Source organism: Sphingobium sp. YR768 (assembly GCF_900111125.1).
Lineage (GTDB): Bacteria > Pseudomonadota > Alphaproteobacteria > Sphingomonadales > Sphingomonadaceae > Sphingobium.
The window spans coordinates 1-20,878 of sequence record NZ_FOGE01000023.1 but is presented as its reverse complement, the minus strand read 5'-3'; the positions used below and the strand labels follow the sequence as shown (position 1 = coordinate 20,878).

The 20,878-nt window shown below is 64.0% G+C and carries 14 protein-coding genes; 8 read left to right on the top strand and 6 right to left on the bottom strand.

The window, feature by feature from the left end; translation table 11 throughout:
- Window positions 1–15: 15 nt before the first annotated feature.
- Genes BMX92_RS20160 through BMX92_RS20145 form a run of 4 tightly spaced genes read right to left on the bottom strand, consistent with a single transcriptional unit; the run spans window position 16 to window position 6,879 of the window.
- Window positions 16–3,213, bottom strand: coding sequence for an alpha-L-rhamnosidase (locus BMX92_RS20160; RefSeq protein ID WP_093019870.1), 3,198 nt, complete (start codon window positions 3,211–3,213; stop codon window positions 16–18).
- Window positions 3,210–5,201, bottom strand: coding sequence for a right-handed parallel beta-helix repeat-containing protein (locus tag BMX92_RS20155; RefSeq protein WP_093019868.1), 1,992 nt, complete (start codon window positions 5,199–5,201; stop codon window positions 3,210–3,212). Before BMX92_RS20155 ends, BMX92_RS20160 begins: the two co-directional genes overlap by 4 nt.
- Before the next feature lie 43 nt (window positions 5,202–5,244).
- Window positions 5,245–5,973, bottom strand: coding sequence for an SDR family oxidoreductase (locus BMX92_RS20150; RefSeq protein ID WP_093019866.1), 729 nt, complete (start codon window positions 5,971–5,973; stop codon window positions 5,245–5,247).
- Window positions 5,974–6,030: 57 nt separating this feature from the next.
- Complete coding sequence (locus tag BMX92_RS20145) at window positions 6,031–6,879, bottom strand: fumarylacetoacetate hydrolase family protein (RefSeq protein ID WP_093019864.1); 849 nt, start codon at window positions 6,877–6,879, stop codon at window positions 6,031–6,033.
- Between the two features lie 140 nt (window positions 6,880–7,019).
- Here BMX92_RS20145 and BMX92_RS20140 point away from each other — a divergent pair, with 140 nt between their 5' ends.
- A complete protein-coding gene (locus tag BMX92_RS20140) occupies window positions 7,020–7,904 on the top strand; it encodes an amidohydrolase family protein (protein WP_093019862.1) in 885 nt (294 codons plus the stop codon).
- Window positions 7,901–8,902, top strand: coding sequence for an aldo/keto reductase (locus BMX92_RS20135; RefSeq protein ID WP_093019860.1), 1,002 nt, complete (start codon window positions 7,901–7,903; stop codon window positions 8,900–8,902). The genes BMX92_RS20140 and BMX92_RS20135 overlap by 4 nt, the downstream gene beginning before the upstream one ends.
- Here BMX92_RS20135 and BMX92_RS20130 read toward each other — a convergent pair.
- Entirely contained in the window at window positions 8,894–9,982 is a 1,089-nt protein-coding gene (locus BMX92_RS20130) for a helix-turn-helix transcriptional regulator (RefSeq protein WP_093019858.1), read from the bottom strand. The two genes, BMX92_RS20135 and BMX92_RS20130, sit on opposite strands and share 9 nt — an antisense overlap.
- A gap of 83 nt (window positions 9,983–10,065) precedes the next feature.
- On the opposite strand from BMX92_RS20130, the gene cysD reads away from it, so the two are divergent.
- The 3 genes from cysD (at window position 10,066) to BMX92_RS20115 (ending at window position 13,790) form a co-directional block, all read left to right on the top strand.
- Complete coding sequence (gene cysD / locus BMX92_RS20125; RefSeq protein ID WP_093019856.1) at window positions 10,066–10,980, top strand: sulfate adenylyltransferase subunit CysD; 915 nt, start codon at window positions 10,066–10,068, stop codon at window positions 10,978–10,980.
- A 129-nt stretch (window positions 10,981–11,109) separates the two neighbouring features.
- Window positions 11,110–13,023 (top strand): sulfate adenylyltransferase subunit CysN, encoded by a 1,914-nt coding sequence (gene cysN, locus BMX92_RS20120; RefSeq protein ID WP_093019854.1) that lies wholly within the window; start codon window positions 11,110–11,112, stop codon window positions 13,021–13,023.
- A gap of 23 nt (window positions 13,024–13,046) precedes the next feature.
- Window positions 13,047–13,790 carry a 3'(2'),5'-bisphosphate nucleotidase CysQ gene (locus BMX92_RS20115; protein WP_093019940.1) on the top strand — a complete coding sequence of 248 codons (744 nt, stop codon included), beginning with the start codon at window positions 13,047–13,049 and terminating at the stop codon, window positions 13,788–13,790.
- A gap of 29 nt (window positions 13,791–13,819) precedes the next feature.
- Here the strand turns inward: BMX92_RS20115 and BMX92_RS20110 are convergent, their stop codons facing one another.
- Entirely contained in the window at window positions 13,820–14,716 is an 897-nt protein-coding gene (locus tag BMX92_RS20110) for a LysR substrate-binding domain-containing protein (protein WP_093019852.1), read from the bottom strand.
- A 297-nt stretch (window positions 14,717–15,013) separates the two neighbouring features.
- Between BMX92_RS20110 and BMX92_RS20105 the strand changes: the two genes are divergently transcribed.
- From BMX92_RS20105 to BMX92_RS20095, 3 genes are read left to right on the top strand one after another with little or no spacing between them, the layout of a single operon-like run.
- Window positions 15,014–18,205: an efflux RND transporter permease subunit gene (locus tag BMX92_RS20105; protein WP_093019850.1), complete on the top strand. Its 3,192-nt coding sequence runs from the start codon at window positions 15,014–15,016 to the stop codon at window positions 18,203–18,205.
- Window positions 18,198–19,400 carry an efflux RND transporter periplasmic adaptor subunit gene (locus tag BMX92_RS20100; protein ID WP_093019848.1) on the top strand — a complete coding sequence of 401 codons (1,203 nt, stop codon included), beginning with the start codon at window positions 18,198–18,200 and terminating at the stop codon, window positions 19,398–19,400. The genes BMX92_RS20105 and BMX92_RS20100 overlap by 8 nt, the downstream gene beginning before the upstream one ends.
- Window positions 19,390–20,787, top strand: coding sequence for an efflux transporter outer membrane subunit (locus BMX92_RS20095; RefSeq protein ID WP_093019846.1), 1,398 nt, complete (start codon window positions 19,390–19,392; stop codon window positions 20,785–20,787). Before BMX92_RS20100 ends, BMX92_RS20095 begins: the two co-directional genes overlap by 11 nt.
- The last annotated feature ends 91 nt before the right edge of the window (window positions 20,788–20,878 follow it).

Sequence of the window (20,878 nt, the reverse complement as noted above, 5' to 3'; positions counted from 1 at the left end):
GGGGGGATAGGGTTTTCAGCGCGCGACGGTGAAGCTGTAGTCGCCCGATCCGGCTTCCAGTATGAAGCGGTCGCCGCGCGGGCCGATCGGGCGAAGGCCGGGCGCGGCGTCGATCGTTCGGCCGCCCTCACGGATGGCATCGACGGAGGCGGCGGGTAGCCATATTTCGGCGCGGCTGTTGGCCGGTACGCTGATCTGTGCCGCAAAGCCATCGGTCCGGTTGCGCCAGTCGGTGCGGATCGGTCCCAGCACGCTGTCATAGCTGGCGCCGCCGCGCTCCAGCCGTGTGTCCAGCACCGGGTTGAAGCGCCATGTCAGGAAGCCGGCCGAGGTCGGGTCGATCCCGGCGACACGGCGGAAGATGAAGCCCGCCACCGCGCCGAGCGCATAATGATTATAGCTGTTCATCGCGGAATCGACCATGTCGGCATTCCACCGTTCCCAGATCGTTGTCGCGCCTTTGGCGATCATATAGCCCCAGGAGGGGAAGGCGGTGCGCAACAGCAGGTCGTAGACCAGCGCCTCCTGCCCCTGATCCGCCAGCGCGTCGAGGCTGTAGGGCGTGCCGAGAAAGCCGGTGGAGATGAGCGTGCCGCGTCTGCGGATGTCGGCGGCTAGTTTGGCCGTCGCCGTTGCGCGGAGCGGTTCGGGGATGAGGCCGAAGCGCAGGGCGAGGATGTAGCCGCAATGCGATCCGTTGCCGACGCTGCCATCCGCCCGCACGAAGGCTTTGGCGAAGGCTGTGGCGAGGTCGCGCGACAATTGGCGGTAGCGCTCGCCTTCCGGTTGGCGCTTCGATCCGAACGCCATGTCGGCCATCGCGTCGGCCGCATATTTCCACATGGCCGTGGCGATCAGATCCTTGGGGGTCGTCTCGTCACTCGGTTTCTTGGCGTCGAGTGCGACCCAGTCGCCATAGTCATAGCCGCGCAGATTGCGCCAGATATGGTCGGGGTTGTTCTCGTACAGGAAGCGCATATAGCGCGTCATCGACGCCCAGTTGCGGTCCACGATCGCGGTGTCGCCATAGCGCTGCCACACCGTCCAGGGCAGGATGATGCCCGCGTCCGCCCAGCCCGGCGAGGCGCCCAGCGACAGGTCGCGCCAGCCGGTCGGCGCATAATCGGGGAACTCGCCGCGCGGCCCCTGCGCGTCACGCAGGTCGCCCATGAAGCGATGGGTGAAGGGTCCGACATCCATGGTGAAGGCGGCGGCGTCCCAGAAGACCTGCGCATCGCCGGTCCAGCCCAGCCGCTCGTCGCGCTGTGGGCAGTCGGTCGGCACGCCAAAGAAGTTGGAGCGCTGGCTCCAGCGGCTATTCTGCCACAGGCCCTGGATGATGCGGTTTTCGACCAGCGGCTTGCCACTTTCGGGCAGAGCGCTCGACAGGACGATGCCGGTGACTTCGTCGGTGGTCGGCGCGCGGCCAAGGCCGCTCACTTCGACATAGCGGAAGCCGAAATAGGTGAAATGCGGTTGATAGCTTTCGCCTGCCGGATCGCCCCGGAAGGTGTAGAGGCATGATGCGCGGGCGGCGCGCAGGTTGGCAGCGTCGATGGTGCCGTCGGGATGCAGGATTTCGGCGAAGCGCAGCGACACGGTCTGGCCCGCCGCGCCCTTGGCCTTCAGTTCCGCCCAGCCTGCGAAATTCTGGCCGAAATCGATGACGTGGCGATCGCCGTCGAAGCTGCGGATGCTGACCGCCTGACGTCGCTCGATCGCGCGGATCGGCGGGGCGACATGGGCGCGCAGGCGGCAGGGCGGCGTCCGGCCGATGCGTGCGGGCGTCCATCCCGTCGCGCGGAAGTCGGGGCTGGACCAGCCGGGCTGTTCGCGCCGCGCGTCATAATCCTCGCCATAATAGATTTCCGCCTGGGTGATCGGCGTGTCGGTCTGGAGTTGCCATTTGTCGTCCGTGGCGACGATCGACAGGCTACCGTCGTCATGTTCGACCTCCAGTTGCGCGAACAGGCGCAGCGGCGGCGGGCCAAAGGCATAGCGGCCGGCGGGGGCGTGATAGCTGCCATACCAGCCTTCGCCCAGCAGCGCACCGATCGCATTCGCGCCGGGGCGGAGCAGGGCGGTAACGTCGTAGGTGCGCAGCAGCGCCGTCTGACGGAAGTCGCTGCTTTCGGGGGCAAGCTGTGTGTCGCCGACGCGCTGGCCGTTGATCTGCGCGATATAGGCGCCCAGCGCGGTCATGCGCAGCCGCGCCTGACGGACGGGGCGCTTCAGGCTGAAGTCGCGGCGCAGCATATAGGCGCCTGCGCGCGGCCATGCTTGCGGCTGGCTGGCGGAGCGCTCTGCCTTCGCCCATGCCGCGTCGTTGAAGGCGACTGCCTGCCAGCCTTCAGGCGGGTGCGTTGCCGTCCGCATCCCTTCGCTGGTGATGCGGCGGTCGCCCGCGCGGATCATCAGCGCGGCAGCGATTTCGTGCATGCGCGGTTCGTCGAATCCGGCTGGGTCAGTGACCTCGATCGCCACGACATGGCGGCCGGCGGACAGACTGTGTTGCGTCTGCGCGATCGGCTCCGCGCCGAAGCGGTGCGGGCCGGGGGCAGGGAGGGCGACGGGTTCGCCGTCGAGCCAGACACGCGGCGCCCGGAAATTGCCGATGGAAAAGAGCGTGACGTCACCCGCCTTCTCCAGATCGAAGGACAGGCGGAACTGGCGCGGGGATTTGTCGGCGGGCCGGTCCCCGCGCATCCAGTGCAACCCGGCTGCGCGGTCGGCGCGCTCCAGATCAGTCTGCGCCTCGATCCATTGCGCCTGCCAGTCAGCGGGGTCGAGCAAACCCATCTCGAAACTGGCGATCGGACTGGTCGCGCGCACGCCGCGATCGTCACGCACCAGCACGCGCCACCAGACACGCTGGCGCGATTGAAGCGGCGCGCCGAGCCAGCCCATGTCCATGCTCTTGTCGGTCAGCACTTCGCCCGCATGCCACAGGTCGGGCGTGCCCGCCTCCAGCAGCGCGCGGCTGCTCGCAGCCTGCACTTCGCAACGGGTCTGGCGAACGGCGCGGTCGCGGCTCTCCAGCCGCCAGGACAGGCGTATATCCTGCTGATCGAGGCCGATCGGATCGACCAGACCTTCTGCGCGCAGATCGGTGATGCGCAGGTCGCCGCCCTCCTGCGCCTTTGCGGCAAAGGCGGGCAGGCCGGCGAGCGCGCCTGCGCCCTTGAGCAGCGTGCGGCGTTTGATCGAGCTCATGGCCGCACCCCCGCTTCATCGATCACCTTTTGCGCCTCGGCCGGCCAGTCGCGATTGGGCAGCAACATATTGTCGCGTGCGACGTTTCCGATCTCCTCCAGCCAGCGGCCGCCGGTGGTGGCGGAGTTGTGCCAGTTGCCGGTCGCGCTATTGTCGGTCGAGATGCGACGCTGATACATTTTCCCGGCGGTGTTGATATTCAGCCATTTGCCGCGTGTCTCGATCACATTGCCGGTCACGCGAAAATGTTTGGAGCCTTCGTCCAGATAGAGGCCGATCTTGTCGCCAATGTCGAAAATATGGTTGCCGCGCACGATCGCGTTCGGATTGGCGGACAGATTGTAGATCGCGCCGCCATCCATGAACCAGCTTTTCACACCATGGATGCGGTTGCCCTCGACCAGCGTGTCGCGCAGCGTCGTGGCCGTGGTATATTTGACGTTGTGGACATAGCCCTTGGCATTCTCGTCATAATTGGGATTGCCGCCGGCGTCATTATAGCCCCAGCCCCAACCCACGGCGATCCCGTCATAGGGCGCATCACTGATGTCGTTATGGACGATGCGCGCGCCGCTGACATAGGTGGTCAGGATCGCGGCATTATCCTTATAATCCTGCGATACGGTGGCGACGATATTGTCCTCGATCGCAATGTCGCGATTGATGAGTGCCGCATTGTCAGGATGATGCGCCTCCACCCGGATGCCGCCCGCCATGATCGCGCTGCCCGACAGGACCGAAAAGCGGTTGCGCGCAACGCGGATATTGCTGGTGGCGAGGCCCACGCCCGACAGATTGGCATTGGCGTCATTGCCGATGCCAAGGCCGATCTGTCCCAGTTGCGAGAATTGATTCTTTTCGAAGACGATATCGCGCGCGGCGGAAAGCTGCACAGCGGCGGGCATCTGATTCCATTTCTGGCGCATCGATTCAAATTCGACGCAGCCCCAGCCGCATGTTGTCCACGCATCGGCCGGGCGGATGGGTGAGGTTTCGAACAGGAAGGAACCGCTCTGCTGATTGGCATAGCCGGTGGGACGCGATGGGCCGAGCCAGCTGCTGTGGGAGAAGCGCAGCCCTTCGAACCGCAGCCGTTCGACCGGGGCGTCAGGCGTGCCGCTGATCGACACCAATGTTTCGAGGCGCGGCAGGACGACGCGGCGCTGCGCGATATCCTCGTCCAGACCCATGCGCAGATAGAGCTTGCCCGCCTTCGGATCGATCACCCACTGATAGGGCTTGCCATGCCATTCGTTGGTCTTGCCGATAAATTCCAGCGCATTGACCAGAAACAGCCGGCTGTCGTCCGGAAAGATGGGTTTGGTGATCGTGTCATAGCCCCAGCTATTATTGTCCCATGCCGGTTGCGTCATGGTGACGCGATTGCCGGCGATCGCCTTTACCGGGGAAACGCGGTCGGTGAAGAAGCCGGTCGCCTGCAATTCCAGCCGTTCGGGATGCTGGAGTGTGGACAGCCATTGCAGGTCGGGATTACTGATGTCGAAGCCGGCGGCGTTGAAGGCGACGTCCGCAGCGCGGATCTCGATCCATGGCCGCTCCGCCAATGCATCATCGACCCAGAGCTGGCGCGCATCGATCCCTTTGGGCACGTCCGCGACATAGAGGCGACGGTCGGCATCATAGGGTTTGAAGCCGCTCACCACCAGTCCGCCGGACAGGACCGGATGGGCGCCCTCCGCCGCGCGCCAAGTGACAGCATGGCCGTTGAGGCCGCCGTCGGCACGGCGGAAGAGGAGAGGGGCGTCGAGGCTGTAGGTGCCGTCGGCCAGAATGACGGCGACGTCGCGCTTCGCATTATTCTGCCGCACCAGCGCCTGCGCGCGGGTGAGTGACCGCACGGGCCGGGCCTTCGTGCCGGGCGCCTTGTCATCGCCCGCGGGCGACACATGGACCGTCACTGGCCCCTCCTGCGCGAGGGCCATTGTCGGCGCCATAGCCGCCAATGCCATGCACCAGCTCAGTTTCATCCATCCTCTCCTTTTCGCGCGCTCTTGCCGGCGCTGATGCGGCTTAGTTGACCCAGCCGCCATCGATCACATTGACCGTGCCCGTGGTGAAGGCGGACTCGTCCGATGCCAGATAGACGGCCAGCGCGGCCAGTTCCTCGACCCGGCCGAAGCGGCCCATCGCCTGGCGCGCGGTGAACTCCGCATAGGCCTTCTCGAAATCGCCGGTGTCGTGGAGCCGCTGGATCAGCGAAGGCGTCTCGACCGTGCCGGGGCAGATGGCGTTGCAGCGTATGCCCTTGGTCACGAAATCGACCGCGACCGATTTTGTCAGGCCGATCACCGCCGCCTTGGTCGCGCCATAGGCGAAGCGGTTGGGCACCGCCTTGATGCTGGAGCAGATGGACGACATGTTGATGATCGATCCGCCGCCGCGCGCGATCATGCCTGGCAGCACGGCGCGGATCATGCGATATTGGGCAGTGACGTTCAGGCTGTTGGAAAAACTCCACTCATCCTCGTCACAGTCAAGGATGGTGCCCGCATGCACCCGGCCGGCGCAATTATAGAGAATGTCGAGATCGGGATGATCCGCCGCAATGGCCTGCACTGCGGCGGGATCGGTGACGTCCAGCGCCTTCGCTTCCGCCCCGTCCAGTCCGGTCAGGGCGTCGGCGCGCACGTCGGTCGCGATGACGCGCGCGCCTTCCCGGACGAAAGCCTCGACGGTGGCGCGGCCTATACCCTGCCCCGCCGCCGTCACCAATGCCGTCTTGCCTGAGAGGCGCCCCATCTTCCTGCTCCATATTTGATAATATGTATGATGTTTAAGCAGGATGACGGGAGCCTGTCAATTGGCGGCGATGAAGCTCTGCTGCTGTTCGCCCAGCTTCTCGATGCCCAGCGCGACGACGTCGCCCGCCTTGAGATACCAGGGCTCGGGCTTCTGCCCCAGGCCGACGCCGGGCGGCGTGCCGGTGGTGATGATGTCGCCGGGCAGCAGCGTCATGAACTGGCTGACATAGGCGACGATCTGTTCGACGGTGAAGATCATCGTCTTCGTGCTGCCGTCCTGCTTGCGCTCACCATTGACGTTCAGCCACATGGACAGGGCCTGCGGATCGCCCACTTCGTCACTGGTCACCAGCCAGGGACCGACGGGTCCGAAGGTCGGGAAGCCCTTGCCCTTGTCCCACGTCGCGCCGCGTTCGGTCTGCCATGCGCGTTCCGACACATCGTTGATCACGCAATAGCCCGCGACATGGGACAGGGCGTCGGCTTCGCTGACATTATGCGCGGCGCTGCCGATGATGACACCCAGTTCGACTTCCCAGTCGGTCTTGAGCGAGTCCCTGGGCACGATCACCGGGTCGTTCGGCCCCTGAATGCAACTGACCCATTTGTTGAAGACAACCGGTTCCGCCGGGATGGGCAGGTTGGATTCGGCTGCATGATCGGCATAGTTGAGGCCGATCGCGACGAACTGGCGCGTGCCGGTGACGGGCGGGCCATAGCGGACCGGGCCTTCGACCACGGGCAGGCTGTCGACGTCGATCGCGGCGAGGCGGGCAAGGCCTTCCGGTCCAATCGCCGCGCCATCCAGATCGGCAATATGGGCGGACAGGTCACGCAGGCGACCGTCGGCATCGACCAGGGCCGGGCGCTCCTGACCGGCTTCCCCGATGCGGCACAATTTCATTATAGACGTCCTTTCTTATGGCATGTGACGGAGCGGCATGGACAGCCGTCGTTCATGTTGTATGATGTCGTATGTTTGTTGGAATGACAAGGTAAGAGGATGATGCGAGAGGCAAAGGCGAACATGCACGAGGACGGCGCATGACGCGACCCCCGATTTTGGCCCCGATTTCGGCCCGGATTTTGACCCGCATTCTGGATGCCCATCAGCATTTCTGGCGGATCGGTGGTCCGGGGCAGGTCTGGCCCGATGCGGACTGGCCTTTGCTATATCGCGATTTCCTGCCCGATGACCTCCGCGTGGCGACGCAGGGGCTGGATATGGCGGGTACGATATTGGTCCAGTCGCAGCCCGACGATCGCGATACCGACTGGATGCTCGATCTGGTGGCGGACGATCCGCTGGTGCTGGGCGTGGTCGGCTGGGTCGCATTGGAGGCCGCGGATGCGCCCGCGCGGATTGCCCGGCTGGCGGCGCGGCCCAAATTTGTCGGGCTGCGGCCGATGCTTCAGGGGATCGAGGACAGCGACTGGATTTTGCGCGATACTCTCTCCCCGGCGATCGGGGCGATGATCGACCATGGCCTGCGGTTCGACGCGCTGATCCAGCCGCGCCATCTGCCGGTCATTGCGCGCCTTGCCGAACGCTGGCCGGACCTGCCGATCGTGATCGACCATGGCGCAAAGCCCTTCGCTGCCGACCTGATCCTCGATCCCTGGCGGGAGCAGATGGCGGTGCTCGCCCGCTATCCCAATATCTGGTGCAAATTGTCGGGCCTGCGCACCGAACAGGCGCAGGGACAGTCGGCGCAGGCGCTGGCGCCCTATGTCGCGCATATCCTGTCCTGCTTTGGCGATCGGGTGATGTGGGGCAGCGACTGGCCGGTGCTGCTGCATGTGGGTGACAGCTATGGCGACTGGGTAAACGATGCGCTGCGGCTGGCGGGCGATCTGGATGCGGATGGCCGTGCGCGCCTGTTCGAGGGGGCGGCGCGCGCCTTTTATGGTCTGGAGGCGGTGGCATGACGCTAAATTTCGACAAGCTGGGCTTTGGCGCGGCGGCGATCGGCAATCTCTATCGCGCTATCCCCGACGCAGATGCACGAGCCGTTGTCGAGGCGGCCTGGGATGCCGGGCTACGCTATTTCGATACGGCGCCCCATTATGGTTTCGGCCTCAGCGAAAAGCGGCTGGGCGCAGCGCTGGCCGATCTCGTTCCGCAGGGCCAGGCGATCTTGTCCACCAAGGTCGGGCGGCGGCTCGATTCCGTGCCGGACGCCGACCTGTCGCAGCAGCGGCAGGGGTTCGTGTCGCCGGAGCCTTATCAGAGCGTCTTCGATTATAGCTATGACGCGGTGATGCGCTCCTATGAAGCGAGTCGACAGCGCTTGCGAAGGGATCGCATCGATATCCTCTACGTCCATGATATCGGCCGCTTTGCCCATGGCGATGCCCATGCGGCGCGGATACGCGAATTAATGGACGGCGGTTTTCGGGCGCTCATCGAATTGCGCGCGGCGGGCGCGGTCGGCGCGATCGGGCTGGGCGTCAACGAAATCGCCGTGTGCGAGGAGGTGATGGCCCGCGCCGATATCGACCTGATCCTGCTGGCGGGACGCTATACCTTGCTGGAACAAGGGCCGCTCGACAGCCTGCTGCCACTGTGCGTGAAGAAGGACGTGCGCATCATATTGGGGGGACCGTTCAACTCGGGCATATTGGCGCAGGGCGTCCGCCATGGCGGCGCGGTCCATTATGATTATGGGCCAGCGCCGGCCGATATCGTCGCGCGTGTCGGGCGGATGGAGGATATCTGCGCCGATTTCGGCATCGCGCTTGGTGCGGCGGCGCTGCAATTTCCGCTCGCTCATCCGGCGGTCGCGACGGTGATACCGGGCATCGGATCGGTGCGGCATCTGCAATCCGCGCTGGACCTGATGGGGCAGGCGATTCCGGCGGCTTTCTGGCAGGCGCTGAAGGACGAAGCGTTGATCGATCCGCGTGCGCCGGTCCCCTCAGCCTAGCAGGGCGCTGCTCAGTAATATCCGGCGTACCAGTTCGGCCTGTCCGCGCACGCCCATCCTGGCATAGATGCGTTTCGAATAGTTGCGCGCAGTTTCCTGAGTCAGGCCCAGCAGTGCTGCGGCTTCGGCGATCGACAGGCCGTCGCTGATCGCCAGCGCCAGTTCCGCTTCTCGCCGGGACAGGTCGAACAGGTCGGCCAGCAGCGCGGCGCGGCCTTCGCCCGGTTGCGGGAACAGGTGGCAGAGTGCCAGCAATACCGGCGTCGCCAGCGCGATGGCGGGACTGTCTGGCAGGGGAACCAGCACCGCGTCGAGATGCGGCGTGTCGAGCAGCGTCACGACGCGGGGCGCAACATAGGGGTTATTCGCTGCCTCTGCCGCCATGTGCAGCAGCATCTGCCGCGTTTCCACCCTGTCGGTACGCAATCTTTCATCGGTGGTGATCGGCAGCAGCGCGGCCATCGTCTCGTCGCGCGCAATGATGCGGGCTTCTCGATCGAAGGCGATCCAGCCGATACTGCCCCGCGCCAGCGCATGCTGGGCCATGGTCGCCTGAATGCGCAGACCTTCCGTCTGGACGAAATTGCGCAGCGCGACCGCGACATGCGGCGCGACCGCGATCAGCAGGGCGCCATCGCTGGCCGAAAAGCCATGATCATTGCGCGCCAGGCTAAGCCAGGCGCTAGCGCCTTCCTGATCCCTGATGCGAATGACTCGGCGGTCGCTGACGCCCAGTTGTTCGTTGAAATGCTGATGGGCGGTTCGCATCGCCGTATCATGCAGAACAAGTTCGGCCGCCCCGTAGACGCGGCCGGGTCGCAAGGTTCGGTAAGGCAGGCGCTCCGCTGCATAGTGACGGGCCAAGCCGAGTTTCCCTGCCTCGTCCCGCAAATTGCGGCCGGACGATATTTCCGTCGCCTGATCCATGGGGGCATCATTCCGGCCCAGGATCAGAGCGGCATGGTCCGCGCCAGTACGACGTTGCAGGCGTGCCAGAAAGGATTGCCACCGGCTCTGATCATGCACACCGGCATAGAGCGGCATGAGCAGGTCTGTTTCGTCGGCGCTGGTGAGTTGCATGACCCTCCCATATGGGAGGTTCGCGGGAATGTCATGCCTGTATCAATGTCCATACCGGACGACCGAGAGAAAGGGATTCGTTGATGGCGACCGCCGCAAATAGTCTGACGCATCTGGAACGGCTGGAAGCAGAAGCCATCCACATCATGCGTGAAGTTGTGGCGGAAGCGGAAAAGCCGGTGATGCTCTATTCCGTGGGCAAGGACAGCGCGGTGATGCTGCATCTTGCGCGCAAGGCCTTCTATCCTTCGCCGCCGCCCTTTCCTCTGCTGCATGTCGATACGACATGGAAGTTCAAGGCCATGTACGAATTGCGCGACAAGATGGCGCGCGATAGCGGCATGGAATTGCTGGTCTATCAAAACCCGGAAGCCAAGGAGCGGGGGATCAACCCGTTCGACCATGGCGCGCTGCATACCGACATGTGGAAGACGGAAGGGCTGAAGCAGGCGCTCAACCTGTACGGCTTCGACGCGGCTTTCGGTGGCGCACGGCGGGACGAGGAAAAGAGCCGCGCCAAGGAGCGCATCTTCTCCTTCCGAACAGCCTCGCATGGCTGGGACCCGAAGAACCAGCGCCCGGAATTGTGGAACCTCTATAACGCCCGCAAGAACAAGGGTGAGAGCATCCGCGTCTTCCCGATCAGCAACTGGACCGAGTTGGATATCTGGCAATATATCCATCTGAACGACGTGCCGATCGTGCCGCTCTATTTCGCGGACCAGCGCCCGACGGTGGAGCGCGATGGCATGTTGCTGATGGTCGATGACGAGCGCTTCCCGCTGCAACCCGGCGAAGAGCCGGTGATGCGTTCGATCCGTTTCCGCACGCTGGGCTGCTATCCGCTCACCGGCGCTGTCGAGAGCGAGGCAAAGACGCTGCCCGAAGTGATTCAGGAAACGCTGCTGACAACCACCAGCGAGCGGCAGGGGCGCGCGATCGACAAGGATGCGGGCGGCGCCGGCATGGAGAAGAAGAAGCAGGAAGGCTATTTTTGACGCGCCACGGAATGCACAGCATTCCGAAGCGTCAACCCCGGCGAAAGCCGGGGCCTCGTGCCTCCGGGCCGAACCTTTCCTCCAGATCAACGAGATACCAGCCTTTGCTGGGATGACGGGACAGATAACATGACCGAAGTCATTGCAGACCCCATCTACAAGACCGACGCCCTGATCGCGGAAGATATCGATCAGTATCTCAAGGTGCATGAGCATAAGACGATGCTGCGCTTCATCACCTGCGGGTCGGTGGATGACGGCAAGTCGACGCTGATCGGCCGCCTTCTCTATGACAGCAAGATGATCTTCGAGGATCAGCTTGCCGCGCTGGAAGCCGACAGCAAGCGCGTCGGCACGCAGGGGCAGGAAATCGACTTCGCTCTGCTGGTCGACGGTTTGGCCGCCGAGCGTGAACAGGGCATCACCATCGATGTCGCCTATCGCTTCTTCGCCACCGAAAAGCGCAAGTTCATCGTCGCCGACACGCCCGGTCACGAACAATATACCCGCAATATGGTGACGGGCGCCTCGACGGCCGATCTGGCCGTCATCCTGATCGACGCGCGCAAGGGCGTGCTGACCCAGACCCGCCGCCACAGCTATGTGGCGCATCTGATCGGCATCAAGAATATCGTGCTGGCGATCAACAAGATGGATCTGGTCGGCTATGATCAGGCCGTCTACGATGAAATTCTGAAGGATTACAGCGCCTTCGCCCAGTCGATCGGCATTCAGGCCTTCACCCCGATCCCGATTTCCGGTTTCAAGGGCGACAATATCACCGGTCCGTCGGACAATACGCCCTGGTATCAGGGACCGGCGCTGATCGAACATCTGGAAACGGTCGAGGTCAACAGCGCGACCGATGCGGAAAAGCCCTTCCGCATGGCGGTGCAGTGGGTCAATCGCCCCAATCTCGATTTTCGCGGCTTCTCCGGCCAGATTGCGACCGGCACGGTGAAGCCCGGTGACGCCGTGCGTGTCCTGCCTTCGGGCAAGACCAGTGTGGTGACGCGCGTGGTCACGCTGGATGGCGATCTGGATCAGGCGGTCGCTGGCCAGTCGGTGACGATCTGCTTCGCCGATGAAGTCGATTGCTCGCGCGGGGACGTGATCGCGGCTGCTGACAGCCCGCCGCAGGTCGCCGACCAGTTCGAAGCGACGATCGTCTGGATGGCGGACGAGGAAATGCTGCCCGGCCGTGCTTATTGGCTCAAGGTCGGCACGCAGACCGTTTCCGCGACGGTGCAGCAGCCCAAATATCAAGTCAACGTCAACACGATGGAGCATCTGGCGGCCAAGACGCTGGACCTCAACGCCATTGGTGTCGCAAACTTGTCGACCGACAAGCCGATCGTGTTCGAACCCTATGCGCAGAACCGGACGCTGGGCGGCTTCATCCTGATCGACAAGATCACCAACGCGACGGTGGCGGCGGGGATGCTGCACTTCTCGCTCCGTCGGGCGCAGAATGTCCATTGGCAGGCAACCGATGTCAGCCGGGAATTCCATGCCGCCCTCAAGAACCAGAAGCCGGCGGTGCTGTGGTTCACCGGTCTGTCGGGTGCCGGCAAGTCGACCATCGCCAATCTGGTCGAGAAGAAACTGGCCCGGATGAACCGGCACACCTTCCTGCTGGACGGGGACAATGTGCGCCATGGCCTGAACAAGGATCTGGGCTTCACCGACGCCGACCGGGTGGAGAATATCCGCCGCGTGGGTGAGGTTGCCAAGCTGATGACCGATGCGGGCCTGATCGTGATCACGGCCTTCATCTCGCCCTTCCGGTCGGAGCGCGACATGGTGCGGCAGATGATGCAGCCCGGCGAGTTCATTGAAGTGCATATCGATACGCCGTTGGCGGAGGCGGAGGCGCGCGACGTCAAGGGCCTGTACAAGAAGGCGCGGTCGGGGGAACTGAAGAACTTCACCGGCATCGACAGCCCCTATGAGCCGCCGCACGATCCGGAAATCCGCGTGGACACCACCGCGATGACCGCCGAGGAAGCGGCCGACGCCATCGTCGCCCGGTTGATCCCATGAGCGTGCCCGTCGACGTCAAGGCGATGAGCGACGCCGATCTCGCCGCCCATCTGGCGGAAATTGCGGGCCGCATCCTGGTGGATGTGCGCGAAAGCGGCATCTTCAGCCCCAAGGCATTGGGCAAGGCGGGCGACCAGACCGCCAACCAATTCCTGTGCCATGCCCTGCGCGAAGTGCGGGGCGAGGATGGGCTGCTGTCCGAGGAAGAGAAGGACAATGCTGACCGACTGGCCAAAAGCCGGGTGTGGATCGTCGATCCTGTCGACGGCACGCGCGAATATGGCGAAGCGCGGTCCGACTGGGCGGTGCATGTCGGCATGGCGATCGATGGCGAAGCGGTGGTTGGCGCGGTGGCTCTGCCCGGGCTGGCAGGCGGGATCGTACTGCGGTCCGACCAGCCCCATGACGTGCCGCCGCCGCCCGCGCCGCTGCGCATGGTGGTCAGTCGCACGCGCCCGGCCAAGGAAGCCCTTGCTGTCGCGCAGGCGCTGGGCGCGGAACTTGTTCCGATGGGCAGCGCCGGGGCGAAGGCGATGGCGGTCATATTGGGGCAGGCCGACATTTATTTGCATAGTGGCGGTCAGTATGAATGGGACAGCATGGCGCCCGTTGCCGTGGCGCTGGCCCATGGTCTGCATTGTTCGCGGATCGATGGGTCGCCTCTCATCTATAATCAGAGCGACGTCTATCTGCCCGACCTGCTGATCTGCCGGAAAGAGCATGCGGCGACCGTCCTGTCGCTGATCGCCGAGCAGGTAGCGGCCTGATGGGCACAGGAGGGGCAAGTTGCCCCTCCTTAGGATGGATCGCTCCCCGTCAGAATGATATCTCGAAACGCCTGTGATGTCGGGGACAGGTCGTCGCGATGGATGAGCCAGAGGCGGCTCGTAACCGGCGCGGCAAGGGGACGATAGACCAGATTGTCGACATGCAGGCGGGTCAGCGAATGGGCCAATATGGTCGCGCCGAAACCGGCGGCGACCAGCCCCAGCAGCGTGGCCAGGCTGCCGGCTTCCTGGACGACATGCGGTTCAAAGCCGGCTTCCCGACATAAAGCGAAGAAATGTTCGTTGAAGCCAGCGCCGTTGGCCGCGCTGTAGAAGACCATCGGCTCGCCCTGAAGATCGATGATGGCCGGATCATTGGCCTGGGCTGCGAAAGGATGATCCTGCCGGACCGCCAGCCGCATGTCCTCCTCTTCCAGCATCATCGCGGCGAGCCCGTCAGGCAGGTTCGGCCGGTCGAAGCTGCGGATGATGCCGATGTCGAGCCGTCGGCGCGCCACTTCTTCGATCTGGTCGTCCCGGCCAAGTTCGCGCAGCGTGAGTTCGACATCGGGATAGGCCTGCCGAAAATCATAAAGGGTTCGCGCGACGCGGGGCACGAACGGCCCCGATGACGTGAAACCGACCGCCAGTCGGCCGATCGCACCTTGTTGCGCCAATCGGGCGGTTCGAATCGCGTGTTCGGCCCGTTCGAGTGTCGCCCGCGCTTCCGGGGCGAACATCCGCCCCACCTCGGTCAGGGTCACGCGACGACTGGTGCGTTCGAACAGGCGCACGCCCAATTCCTCCTCCAATGCGCGAATTTGCTGACTGAGCGGTGGCTGGGAGATGCCCAGCCTTTGCGCGGCGCGGCCGAAATGCATCTCTTCGGACACGCAGAGGAAATAACGCAGATGACGCAGGTCCATGAATCAATTCGTCCAGGATATCGATGAAGCCATATTATATATTAGACGCGGAAGATTCTAGGTTGCATGGCGAAACCAGATGTGGCGGCGACCCGTCGCTGTGCCGAAGGCCGCGCGCGATCTGCCCCCGAACGCCGCTGCCTGCCGGCCGCGGGTCGTCGTCACATTCTATTCTCGTAAAGCCGTAATAAGCGGCTTTATCCGCCGGGGTGGTTGCGATACCGTGGCGCATCCCTTCTGGAGAGGCGTCAGTTCTTACAGCATCGGCGGTCAGGCCGTTGTGACCCGGAGTCGTGGATGATCGGTATTGTCAAAGTTGCCCTGAATCGTCCTTTGACGTTTATCGTTATGGCGATTTTGATCGCCATCGTGGGGTTGCTTGCGGCTGTTCGCACGCCGGTCGACATGTTCCCCAACATTCGCATTCCCGTGATTGCGGTGTCTTTCCAATATGCGGGCCTGTCGCCGGAGGATATGTCCGGACGTATCGTCAGCCCTTATGAGCGCGTGCTGACGACGACGGTCAACGATATCGAGCATATCGAAAGCCAGTCGATCCAGGGCTTTGGCATCATCAAAATCTATTTCCAGCCCGGCGCCGACATCCGTACGGCCACCGCGCAGGTGACGTCCATCTCGCAGACCGTGCTGCGCCAGATGCCGCCGGGCATCACGCCCCCGCTGATCCTGAACTATAGCGCGTCGACCGTGCCGATCCTGCAACTTGCCTTGTCCGGCAAGGGGTTATCGGAACAGCAATTGTTCGATCTGGGCCAGAATCAGGTGCGTCCGCCGCTGATCACTATTCCCGGTCTGGCCATGCCGTTCCCGTCGGGCGGCAAGCAGCGTCAGGTGCAGATCGACCTCAATCCCATGGCGCTCCAGTCGAAGGGGCTGTCGGCGCAGGATGTCGGTAACGCTATCGCCGCGCAGAATCAGATCAACCCCGCCGGATTCGTGAAGGTCGGAGCGACCCAATATAGCGTCCGCCTGAATAATGCGCCGACCTCGATCGAAGCGCTGAACGATCTGCCGGTGAAGGTGGTGAACGGCGCGACCATTTATATGCGCGACGTGGCCTATGTCCGTGACGGCAGCGGCCCGCAGACCAATATCGTCCATGTGGAAGGCAGTCGTTCGGCGCTGCTGACCGTGCTCAAAAACGGCTCGACCTCCACCCTGTCGATCGTGGACGGCGTGAAGGCGGCGCTGCCCAAGATCAGCGCGACGCTGCCGGACAGCCTGAAAATCCTGCCGATCGGCGACCAGTCGATCTTCGTGAAGGGCGCGGTCGAAGGCGTGATCCATGAGGGCGCGATCGCGGCGGCACTGACGTCGCTGATGATCCTGCTGTTTCTGGGAAGCTGGCGCTCCACGGTCATCATCGCCCTGTCTATCCCTCTGGCGATCCTGGCGGCGATCGCCGCGCTGGCGCTGTTCGGCCAGACGCTGAACGTGATGACGCTGGGCGGTCTGGCGCTGGCGGTGGGCATCCTGGTCGACGACGCCACGGTGACGATCGAAAATATCAACTGGCATCTGGAACAGGGCAAGGGCGTCGTCGAGTCGATCCTGGACGGTGCGGCGCAGATCGTGACGCCGGCCTTCGTCTCGCTGCTGTGCATCTGCATCGTCTTCGTGCCGATGTTCTTCCTGCCAGGCGTTGCGGGCTATCTGTTCGTGCCGATGGCGCTGTCGGTCGTGTTCGCGATGATCGCGTCTTTCATCCTGTCGCGTACCTTGGTGCCGACGATGGCGATGTATCTGCTCAAGCCCCATGTCGAACATGGCGACGCCCATCTGGCTGGCACGGCCGGGTCGCATAATATCCTTGTCCGTTTCCAGCGCGGGTTCGAGCGCCATTTCGAAAAGATCCGCACCGGCTATATCGGGCTGCTCCACCGCGCTCTGGGCGCGCGCAAGCCGTTCCTGATCGGGTTCATGGCGATCGTCCTTTTGTCCTTCGGCTTGCTACCGATGCTGGGGAGCAATTTCTTTCCTTCGGTCGATTCCGGTCAGATCGCCATGCATATCCGCGTGCCCGCCGGTTCGCGGATCGAGGATACGGCGGCCCGCTTCGACCGGATCGGCCGAGAGGTGCGCACCCTGGTCCCGGCTGCCGAGCTGGGTTCGATCACCGACAATATCGGTCTGCCGGTCAGCGCCATCAACACCATCTATAATAATAGCGGCACGGTCGGCCCGCAGGATGGCGACATGCTGATTTCGCTCAACAAGGGCCATCGTCCGACCGACGAACTGGTCAACCTGTTGCGGCGGGAACTGCCGCGCCGCTTCACCGGTACGACATTCTCCTTCCTGCCGGCGGATATCACCAGTCAGATTCTGAACTTCGGTGCACCCGCGCCGATCGACGTCCAGGTCGCGGGCAAGAATGCCGAGGCCAACCGGGTCTATGCGCAAAAGCTGCTGGCCAAGATGGCGATCATTCCCGGTCTGGCCGATGCGCGCATTCAGCAGCCCGGTCGGTCGCCCCAGTTGGACGTCGATGTCGACCGGTCGCGTGTCGGCCAATATGGCCTGACCGAACGGGATGTCACCACCAGTCTTGCCAGCCAGCTGGCCGGTACGTCGCAGACGGCGCCCGTTTTCTTCGTCAATCCGGAAAATGGCATCCAATATCCGGTGGTTGCGCAGGCGCCCGAATATCTGGTCGGATCGATCAGCGACCTGTCCAATGTGCCGGTATCGGGCGCGAACGCCACATCGGTCCAGCCGCTGGGTGGTCTGGCGTCGATCGTTCGTTCCAACACTTTCCCGGTGGTATCACATTATAATCTGGCGCCGGTGCTCGACGTCTTCGCCACCACCAGCGGGCGTGACCTGGGCGCGGTCGCCGCCGATGTCGACGCAGCGATCCAGTCTTTGTCGAAGGAGCTGCCCAAGGGCGCGACGGTCACCATCCGTGGCCAATATGCGACGATGAACACCGCCTTTTCCGGTCTGGGCTTCGGTCTGGTCGGGGCGGTCGTGCTGATCTACCTGCTGATCGTGGTCAATTTCCAGAGCTGGGTCGATCCGTTCGTCATCATCACCGCGCTCCCCGCCGCGCTCGCCGGCATCATCTGGATATTGTTCATAACCGGCACCACTTTGTCGGTGCCAGCCCTGACCGGTGCGATCATGTGCATGGGCGTGGCAACCGCCAACTCGATTCTTGTCGTCAGCTTCGCGCGCGAACGGCTCGCCGAACTGGGTGACGGGACCAAGGCGGCGCTGGAGGCCGGCATGGTCCGCTTCCGCCCCGTTCTGATGACGGCGCTGGCCATGATCATCGGCATGGGTCCGATGGCGCTGGGGCTGGGCGAGGGCGGCGAACAAAATGCCCCGCTGGGCCGCGCGGTCATCGGCGGCCTGATCTGCGCGACCATCGCCACTCTCTTCTTCGTTCCCACCGTCTTCGCCCTTGTCCACCGGAAACATGGCCAGAAGGCCCCCAAAACGGAAATGCAGCCAAGCCATGTCTGAGCATGAAGCCACTATCGAGAACCCGGCCGCCGCAGGGCCGGATAGCCGCACCCTGAAGCGCGTAGGCATCGGCGCCGCTATTCTGGCCGTTGCGGTCGTCGGCGTGGGTGTCGCCTCCCGGATCAGCGCGACCGAGGAATTGCGCCAGACCGCTGCCGACTCTGCTTTGCCCAATGTGACGATCGTGTCGCCCAAGGCGGATGCGGAGGGCAATGTGCTGGTGCTGCCGGGCAATGTCCAGGCATTCAACAGCGCCGCCATCAATGCCCGGACCAATGGCTATGTCCGCCGCTGGCTGGCCGATATCGGCGACCGGGTGAGCGCCGGACAGCCGCTCGCCATTCTCGATGCGCCCGATGTCGACCAACAACTGGCGGCGGCACAGGCCGATTATCAGACTGCCCTCGCCAATCAGCGGCTGGCTGCAACCACGTCGAAGCGTTGGTCGGCGATGCTGAAGGAAGATGCGGTTTCGCAGCAGGAAGTGGACGAGAAGGCTGGCGATCTGGCCGCGCGGGTGGCCGTGTCCAATGCCGCGCTTGCCAATGTGAAGCGGTTGAAGGCGTTGCAGGGCTTTACCCGTCTGTCCGCGCCGTTCGATGGCGTCGTGACCAGCCGGTCGGCGCAGATCGGTGCGCTGGTCGTTGCTGGCAATGCCAGCGCCCAGCCGCTCTTCACCGTATCCGACATCCACCGCGTGCGCATCTATGTGCGCGTGCCGCAGGGCTATTCGGCTGCCGTGAAGCCGGGCAACACCGCCACGCTGACGCTGCCTGAATATCCGGGGCGCAGCTTTACCGCGACCATGACCAGCAGCGCCAATGCGGTCGATCCGCAATCGGGCGCGGTGCTGGTGCAGTTGCAGGCCCCCAATCCCGATGGCGCATTGAAGCCCGGCGCCTTCGCGCAGGTCAAGTTCCAGGTCGGGGCGGGCCAGGGCAATGCGCTGACCCTGCCGGGCAGCGCCATCCTCTATGGCAATGACGGGCCGACAGTCGCCATAGTCAGCAGTGACGGCCGCGTGACCGTGAAGCCTGTAACGATCGCACGGGATGAAGGGTCGACCGTCCAGATTTCGACCGGCATCACGGCGCAGGACCGGATCGTCGACACGCCGCCCGACGCGATCCGCACCGGTGACAAGGTGCAGGTCCAGACCGCCGCCGCCGGGAAGGGCGCTGCGCATGGGCGTTGATCGCCGCTTTATTGCTCTGTCGCCGATGCTGTTGGCCGCCTGTTCGATGGCGCCCGACTATCATCCGCCCGAAGCCGCGGCGCCCGCTGCGTTCAAGGAAGTAGCCGGCTGGACCGCCGCCCAGCCGATGGACGCCGCCCCGCGTGGCGCCTGGTGGGAAGCCTTTGGCGACCCCGTCCTCAATGATCTGGAGGCTCGCGCGGAAAAGGCCAGCCCGACTTTGGCTGCTGCACTGGCCCGCTATGATCAGGCGCGGGCGGCCGCCCGGATCGAGGGGGCGGACCTGCTGCCCACGGTCGGCGCCGGTGCCGATGCGGGGCGTCGTCGCGTGTCGGGCAACCGGTTTCAGGGCAATGGCAGCGCCGTCACTTATAATGACTATGTGGTCGGCGCATCGCTCGACTATGAAATCGATCTGTGGGGGCGCATCCGCAATAGCGTGAAGGCCGCCGGTGCGGAGGCGCAGGCGAGCGAGCAGGATCTGGCTTCTGCCCGTCTCAGCCTTCAGGCAGCGGTGGCCGACGCCTATGCCCGCCTGCGCGGCTTCGATGCGCAGGCCGCGTTGCTGCGGCAGAGCGTCGTGGCGTTCGACCGCGCCTATGGCCTGACCGCGACCCGGCATAAGGGCGGCATCGCATCGGGCATGGACGTCAACCGATCGAAGACGGCGCTCAGCAATGCGCGGGCGCAAATCTCCGCTGTCGCGAATGAACGGGCCGCGACCGAGCATGAGATCGCTGCGCTGGTTGGCGCCGTCGCATCCGATTTCTCGATCGCGCCGCAGGATGATCTTCTTCCCATACCTGCGGTGCCGACCGGCACGCCGTCCGAATTGTTGCAGCGCCGCCCGGACATCGCAGCGGCCGAACGGCGCATCTATGCGGCCAATGCCCGCATCGGCGTGGCGAAGGCTGCCTATTTCCCTTCGCTGACGCTGGGGCTGACCGGTGGCTGGGAAACGACGCGCGGCGACCTGTTGCGTAGTCCGAACAGCTTCTGGGGCTTGGGGCCGCTTTCGGCATTGGTAACGTTGTTCGACGGCGGACGGCGCAACGCGCAGGTGAAGATGTCACGGGCGGAATATGACGAGTTATCGGCCAGCTACCGGGACGCGGTGCTGAGCGCCTTCCGTCAGGCCGAGGACGCGATCGCGGCCGGGCGTCATCTCGCCGCCCAGTCGGTGGATCAGCGCGACGCGGCGCAGGCTGCCGAGCGGACCAGCAAGATCGCCTATAGCCGCTATCGCGATGGCGCATCCGATTATCTGGAGGTCGTGACGGCCCAGACCGACGCGCTGGAGGCGCAGCGTGCGCTGCTGGCCGTGGATACCAACCGGATGCGCGCCAGTATCGCCCTGATCAAGGCGCTGGGTGGCGCGGCCAGCTAGAGTCGGATGACATCAGATTGATCCGTATCCGGAATTGATGAGATATTTGCGGCATTCTGCGGGACTGAAAGCATCGAGCAGCGATCCGATG

What these genes read in the sequence shown, in the direction of transcription:
- BMX92_RS20160 (WP_093019870.1), bottom strand. Translation starts at nt 3,213, where the DNA reads ATGAGCTCGATCAAACGCCGCACGCTGCTCAAGGGCGCAGGCGCGCTC.
- BMX92_RS20155 (WP_093019868.1), bottom strand. Translation starts at nt 5,201, where the DNA reads ATGAAACTGAGCTGGTGCATGGCATTGGCGGCTATGGCGCCGACAATG.
- BMX92_RS20150 (WP_093019866.1), bottom strand. Translation starts at nt 5,973, where the DNA reads ATGGGGCGCCTCTCAGGCAAGACGGCATTGGTGACGGCGGCGGGGCAG.
- BMX92_RS20145 (WP_093019864.1), bottom strand. Translation starts at nt 6,879, where the DNA reads ATGAAATTGTGCCGCATCGGGGAAGCCGGTCAGGAGCGCCCGGCCCTG.
- BMX92_RS20140 (WP_093019862.1), top strand. Translation starts at nt 7,020, where the DNA reads ATGACGCGACCCCCGATTTTGGCCCCGATTTCGGCCCGGATTTTGACC.
- BMX92_RS20135 (WP_093019860.1), top strand. Translation starts at nt 7,901, where the DNA reads ATGACGCTAAATTTCGACAAGCTGGGCTTTGGCGCGGCGGCGATCGGC.
- BMX92_RS20130 (WP_093019858.1), bottom strand. Translation starts at nt 9,982, where the DNA reads ATGCAACTCACCAGCGCCGACGAAACAGACCTGCTCATGCCGCTCTAT.
- cysD (WP_093019856.1), top strand. Translation starts at nt 10,066, where the DNA reads ATGGCGACCGCCGCAAATAGTCTGACGCATCTGGAACGGCTGGAAGCA.
- cysN (WP_093019854.1), top strand. Translation starts at nt 11,110, where the DNA reads ATGACCGAAGTCATTGCAGACCCCATCTACAAGACCGACGCCCTGATC.
- BMX92_RS20115 (WP_093019940.1), top strand. Translation starts at nt 13,047, where the DNA reads ATGAGCGACGCCGATCTCGCCGCCCATCTGGCGGAAATTGCGGGCCGC.
- BMX92_RS20110 (WP_093019852.1), bottom strand. Translation starts at nt 14,716, where the DNA reads ATGGACCTGCGTCATCTGCGTTATTTCCTCTGCGTGTCCGAAGAGATG.
- BMX92_RS20105 (WP_093019850.1), top strand. Translation starts at nt 15,014, where the DNA reads ATGATCGGTATTGTCAAAGTTGCCCTGAATCGTCCTTTGACGTTTATC.
- BMX92_RS20100 (WP_093019848.1), top strand. Translation starts at nt 18,198, where the DNA reads ATGTCTGAGCATGAAGCCACTATCGAGAACCCGGCCGCCGCAGGGCCG.
- BMX92_RS20095 (WP_093019846.1), top strand. Translation starts at nt 19,390, where the DNA reads ATGGGCGTTGATCGCCGCTTTATTGCTCTGTCGCCGATGCTGTTGGCC.